This is a genomic window from Phaeobacter sp. (assembly GCF_022825805.1).
GTDB lineage: Bacteria > Pseudomonadota > Alphaproteobacteria > Rhodobacterales > Rhodobacteraceae > Phaeobacter.
The window spans coordinates 1-5,834 of sequence record NZ_JAJDWC010000093.1 but is presented as its reverse complement, the minus strand read 5'-3'; the positions used below and the strand labels follow the sequence as shown (position 1 = coordinate 5,834).

Here is a 5,834-nt window from a genome sequence, read left to right as displayed (position 1 = left end):
TTCTCTGATGAGGCAACACTGACGGCTGGGATTTCGTCAAAGGGCGTGGTCAGTCCGGGTGTCGGACGTACGGCTCTGGCTGATGCTGGCGCGGATACTGGCTTTTATCACGTTGATGTTGCGGCGACAGATTACAATTGGGATGGCGCAGAACTGACCGTCAGCGCGTTTGCGATCGCCAGAATTGTCAGCGTGGACGGCAAACTGGCCTCGGGGTTTGGCGTCGGTCAGGATATCACGGACGGTGTTGAAAAAATCTTCAACAATGCCGAGGGCACTTTCAAGCTTAAGGAATTCACAAGTGGCGATCAATCCGGGACGTTTGATCTTCTGTTTAAGCCAACGGATGCGGCCATTTCTGCCAGAGGCAATGTCGGTGACACCGCAACGTTTTCTTTCGACGTGCTGGTCGCAGACAGTGATGGCAGCACGCGAATGGTAACTGTGACCTATGAACATCAGATCGAGTTCACAAATGGTAGCGATACCTATCACGGCACTGATGGCGCCGATGGCCACAGCGACAGCACCAATGAAGACGCCGTCAACGGTCAAGGCGGGAATGACACTATCAAGGGGCTGAATGGCGAAGATACGCTCAACGGTGGAGCCGGAGACGACCACATACGCGGCGGCAATCACGACGACAACATCCACGGTGGTGCAGATGATGACAATCTCGGCGGCGGAGCTGGCGATGACACCATCAACGGTGAGGCCGGAAATGATACAGTGTTCGGCAGCGTCGGTAAGGACACGCTGAAAGGCGGCGCAGATGACGATATGCTCAACGGTGGTGCCGGTAATGATATCCTGATCGGTGACGATGGGACGTTCGATGTCGCAGGGACTGTGCCAACCCATTCAGAGGCCATTCCTGATAGCGGTGTAGCAGGCAATGATACGCTGCGTGGCGGCAGCGGCGATGACACGCTGTTTGGCGGCGGTGGCAACGATGAATTGCGCGGCGGCGAGGGGAAAGATTATCTCGACGGCGGCGCTGGTAACGACATGATTTATGCGAGCCTTGGTGGTGACCAACTCACAGGCGGGGCAGGGGATGATACCTTCGTGCTCAAGTCCGGGATCGGCCATACGACAATTCGCGACTTTGGCGGGACCAGTGGATCAGACAATGACCAATTGGACGTCAGTGCCTTGGGCTACACAAGCCTCGCAGATATCATGGCGGTCTCATATGAGATCGAAAATGGGTTTGTTATCGTCATTGATGATGACACCAGCGTGACCGTTCAAAGTACAAGTGGTACTGCACCAACCCTGGCTGGTCTCAGCAGCGCGGATTTTGATTTCGCGTAACATCAGATCTCTGCAAAGGGGCCATGACCGGTCCCTTTGCCCCTGCCTTCACTTCGCTGAAGGGTTTCAGAGATTGCGCGTTGTTCGCGCCTGAACAAGCCCTGCCCCACATTCTCAGGGCAAACGCGCAAGGAGCGCCCCCTGCAAGTAAAAAGCTTTTTTTGCCATTAGCTACTCCGTTGCAGGGGGCTCTTTCACACCTTTTTGTCTGATTTGCGACAAAGCTGATGAGTTGGAAAGGCCAGCGCCGTCAGTCCGTGTTCAAATCGGCTGCAGCTCTCAGGTTTTTTCAACGACATACCAAATGAGACAGAAATAATGATAGGCTCAACGAGCGTCATTTTCACAACCTGTATAGCGCAAGGCTTTGGCCACCCTCACATGAAGCCTGCAATCGGTGCGAGCGCCAGCAGAAGAGTGCTAACACCGGGATCCCTACCGGACACGCTTTCTTGTCCCGTCTCCGTCGCAACACTACGCACATCACCCGGGAAACGCGGGAATATTTCCATGAGGCGTGCGGGAGCCACTGACATAGTGCCTCGTCTTACATTGGCCGTACAGACATTGCTGAAAACAGCCCGGCGACGGGCGCGCTTGCAATCATGGGCACGCTGAAGGCGGGGGTTCAACCAGTCGTTTGATGGCGATACCGGCACATCTGTCCAATGCGGCTCAGAGTGGTAAGCGCCGCGTCGGGCCGCAGACCTGCACGGAGAGGGTCATTACGGAAAGAGATTTAAATTAATTTAATGAGATCAATATGGTACGTCCAAGAACTAGGAGGTAAGTCAACGTCATGATTGGATTGAAAGCTTCAATGATCCGCTTCGCGGTATCTCTGTTCACAGTGTGCGTTCTGGCGTTTCAGGTAAACGCGGAACACAGCGAAGATGATGTTCCACGCACTGCAATTGTTTCCGCGTTCTCGCCGGAACTAGTGATCCTTCGCGATGCACTCATGGAACCGGTCACAGTTTCGCTCAATGGAGTCGAATTTCACCAGGGCAAGCTTGATGAGCGGGATGTGGTCTTATTTCTTAGCGGTATTGGAACCGTCAACGCGGCAATGACTGTCCAGCTTGCGCTCGATCATTTCGATATTGAACATGTCGTGTTTTCGGGGATAGCTGGCGGGGTTGATCCTGCACTCGGAATTGGTGATGTCGTGATCGCAGACAGATGGGGACAGTATCTCGAAGTCGTCATGGCCCGGCCTTCTGCCGAAGGGTGGGCAAAACCACCATTTTTTGAATACCCGTTTGCGAATTTTGGCATGATTTTTCCGCGCGCGGTTTCCGTACAGCGGGCCGGGAGCGATGAACCGGAAACCCGCTTCTGGTTCCCGGTGGACCAGTCTTTGCTCACCGCTGCTCGCCGCGCACTTGCAGACTTGGAACTGACCCCCTGCACGAAAGGTCAGGATTGTCTAGATCGCCTTCCACGAATTCTCATCGGCGGCGCGGGGGTCTCGGGAAGCGCTTTTGTCGATAATGCTGAGTTTCGAGCGTATGTTTTCGAAACGTTCAACGCTCGGGTTCTTGACATGGAAAGTGCCGCAGTAGCGCATGTCGCCTATGCGAATGAAGTCCCTTTTATTGCGGTTCGCAGTCTTTCCGATCTTGCAGGCGGAGAGCCCGACGAAAATGGTATCCGGGTCTTTTTCGGACTCGCTGCCCAGAACGCGGCGACGGCGGTTCGGGCAATCCTGCAAGAAATTCCTTAACTGCCGAGGAGCGGCCGCGCGGTTGCAAAGGGTGCACGAGACGACTGGGTCAGAAATTTTCTTTATCAATGTGCAGCACCAATAGGCCTAAACAGATCATAGCCATTTGCCCGTTTAAGCCTGTCAGACTTAATCTTCGTACGACCTAGTCATACTATAGGGTGCAGGAGGGGCCGTTATGACGGTCAGACAGCTATATCGCTTAACGATACTCAGACAGAATTTGCCATAACGCTAATGGAACAGGGCGATTCCCCGTCGCTGGGTGCGGTGGCACAGCATAGGATCGAGCTGATCCGGAAACGAAAAGAAGCGGATTGCTTTGGTCCCGGGAGATCCAACGATGGCTAGAACAGTCATGCCGATCAAAATCTCGGTAAGATAGAAGGCTCGGATCGGCATTGCACTACGCGAGACTGCTCAAGTGCGTATGTTGTTCAGAGATGAGGTTGCTTTAGTCATAGGATGCCGTGCTATCACACGGTCACCCAGAGAGCTGATGATCAAAACCTACCTGAGGTAGCAGTTGCGGCAACCTACTGAAAACAGTGCTAGCATGATTGTTCAAGATTCTTCAGCTCGGAATTGTATGACGCGGCCTGTCAGGTTTTCTCGCCGTCCCAATCTTGATCCAGGGGTCGACTCCGGCTGGGTGCAAAATAGGGCGGCAAAGCCCTGTTGGCTAAGCTAGATTTTGTACCCTTCGTTTTGTAGAGTTACCGCCTCTGAATGAACAAGGTGATGTAGGCATCTGTTTACTAGTTGGGTCTCGCAGCATGAGACGTCATTGATCATTCAGTTTGTCGTCCAAGATTTTGAGCAGTTTGCGATGGTCTATTTCGAAGTTTCGAATTCCTTCGGAAAGCTCTACGGTGGCCATGGCGTTTTTATTCAGACCCCAACGGAACGATGGTTCGTCGAGGGGTCTGGGGTTGGATCTAGTCCCCGTGTCGGCCGAAAGCACGCGCCCTACCTCACTTTGGTCTGCGGCCAGTTCGTCCAAGAGTTTCGGCGCAATCGTGAGCCGGTCACATCCTGCCAGTGCCTTAATTTGATCAATGTTGCGGAACGAAGCCCCCATCACAACGGTTTCGATGCCATGGTCTTTGTAATAGGCATAGATTTCGCGCAAAGACTGAACACCGGGATCTTCGTCTGGTGCGAACTGCTCAACGTCATGGGCCTCCTTATACCAATCCGTAATCCGGCCAACGAAGGGCGAGATCAAAAATACGCCGGCGTCTGCACAGGCCTTCGCTTGCTCAAGGGCAAAGAGCAGGGTGAGGTTACAGTTGATGCCGTCCCGCTCAAGCCGTTCGGCTGCACGGATACATTCCCATGTTGAAGCTAGTTTGATCAGGATGCGGTCCTTGCTAATCCCACGACGATCATAGTCTTCGACGATCGCGTTTGCGCGTTCGATCGAGGCTAGAGAATCAAAGGACAGTCGTGCATCAACCTCCGTCGAGACACGGCCAGGGACAAGGCGGGTCAGATTGGCCCCAATTGCGACGGTCAGCGTGTCGCATAGCGCGTCCGCATTCTGGAACTTTGCCCGCGCCGCTGAGACCTCCTGCTCGATAAGATCCTGCGTCTCACCACTCTCCATTGCGGCCAGAACGAGAGAGGGGTTGGTCGTGCAATCCTCGGGTTTGTGTTCACGCACCAGCGCCGGATCGCCGGTGTCTGCCACGATCACAGTCATGGATTGGAGTTGCTCGAGTGCGGACGGCATATGGCTTTGTTCCTTTGATTTGAAAAGCGAGGGTTGGAGAGGCGAGAAGGAACGTGGCAGTGTCCACTATACCCATCGCCTCATTAGGATGCCCATTGCCGCTAGCTTCAGCCGCAAGGCCGCCAATAGACGGCCACCTGATTTAAGAGAGGGTTTGGTTCAACTAATTGTATTGATTGTGCGACAGATTTGTGCTGAAGCAGGCGCTGGTCCTTTGGTGCATTGAACCCCGGCGACGCGGTCCCCTTGGTTCGCAGCGTGTGTCGCAAGGGGTATCGGCCACGGGCTGACACTGGACAAATTGATCCTCTCCGAGGCTGCAAAGGGAAACTTCTAAGCCCCTCACGCCGCCGTGCTTGCATCGATCTTGTGCGCAGCCAGCTTGGGCTGGAGACACGCGTGGCCCTGCAGACCAATCAAGCCAAGTTCAAGGCGCTCGGTTTTCAGATCGCCAGAGGCCGCGCCCACAAGGGATGTGACCACATCACGACGTTGAAAATGGTCAAACCGCTCCCTTAGGGGCCTGGGTGCAAGGACCAAACGGATTGTTTTAGGCGATGCAGGTCAGCCTTCGGCGGGCAGCGTGGACAGGTACCCTAAGGTCGACCTATCAGACATCGCCTTGGCTGCCGCGGCCATCTCCTGGCTATGAGCTTCGACGTGTCTGGGCACCAGGATTCCATCAAAATCGAAGCAGCCCCGCGAAGAGATGCAATGATCAATGGGCTCCAATTGGTTTACACTGGTCTAGCTGGTTCACCGTTACGTTTTTGGAAACGGTGAACCAGGAGTGGCAAATAAAGGGCCGAAGCGCGAAGAGATGGCTCCGCGTTTATGGCCGATTGATGTTCAGACGGTGAGCCTCAGGGGCTGATCGTTTGCCCTGCAGCATCGAAAAATTGCAGTTTTTCAGGTGCGAAATACAGGCCTACTCTCGCTCCGGCATTGATCTGCGTGTCCCCGCCAAGACGAACCGTTACCTTCTCTTCAAATCCGCAATCTACGATGACGAACATATCGGCGCCAAGATACTCGACCACTTCGATCGTGCCA

Annotated in this window: 4 protein-coding genes; 2 read left to right on the top strand and 2 right to left on the bottom strand. The window is 54.3% G+C overall.

The window, feature by feature from the left end; genetic code table 11:
• Together Q0C28_RS10495 and Q0C28_RS10490 are read left to right on the top strand one after the other, a co-directional pair.
• A partial coding sequence (locus tag Q0C28_RS10495) for a calcium-binding protein (protein WP_293575499.1) occupies positions 1-1,320 on the top strand: 1,320 nt, incomplete at its 5' end.
• A gap of 799 nt (positions 1,321-2,119) precedes the next feature.
• On the top strand, positions 2,120-3,046 hold the full coding sequence (locus Q0C28_RS10490) for a 5'-methylthioadenosine/S-adenosylhomocysteine nucleosidase (protein ID WP_293575498.1): 927 nt from the start codon (positions 2,120-2,122) through the stop codon (positions 3,044-3,046).
• A gap of 784 nt (positions 3,047-3,830) precedes the next feature.
• On the opposite strand, the gene tal is transcribed toward Q0C28_RS10490, so the two are convergent.
• Both tal and Q0C28_RS10480 read right to left on the bottom strand, forming a co-directional pair.
• Entirely contained in the window at positions 3,831-4,781 is a 951-nt protein-coding gene (gene tal, locus Q0C28_RS10485; RefSeq protein WP_293575496.1) for a transaldolase, read from the bottom strand.
• A gap of 863 nt (positions 4,782-5,644) precedes the next feature.
• On the bottom strand, positions 5,645-5,834 hold a 190-nt coding region (locus tag Q0C28_RS10480; RefSeq protein WP_293575494.1), incomplete at its 5' end, for a TOBE domain-containing protein.

Excerpts from the sequence above, each read along its gene's own strand:
- Q0C28_RS10490 (WP_293575498.1), top strand. The coding sequence starts at position 2,120 with ATGATTGGATTGAAAGCTTCAATGATCCGCTTCGCGGTATCTCTGTTC.
- tal (WP_293575496.1), bottom strand. The coding sequence starts at position 4,781 with ATGCCGTCCGCACTCGAGCAACTCCAATCCATGACTGTGATCGTGGCA.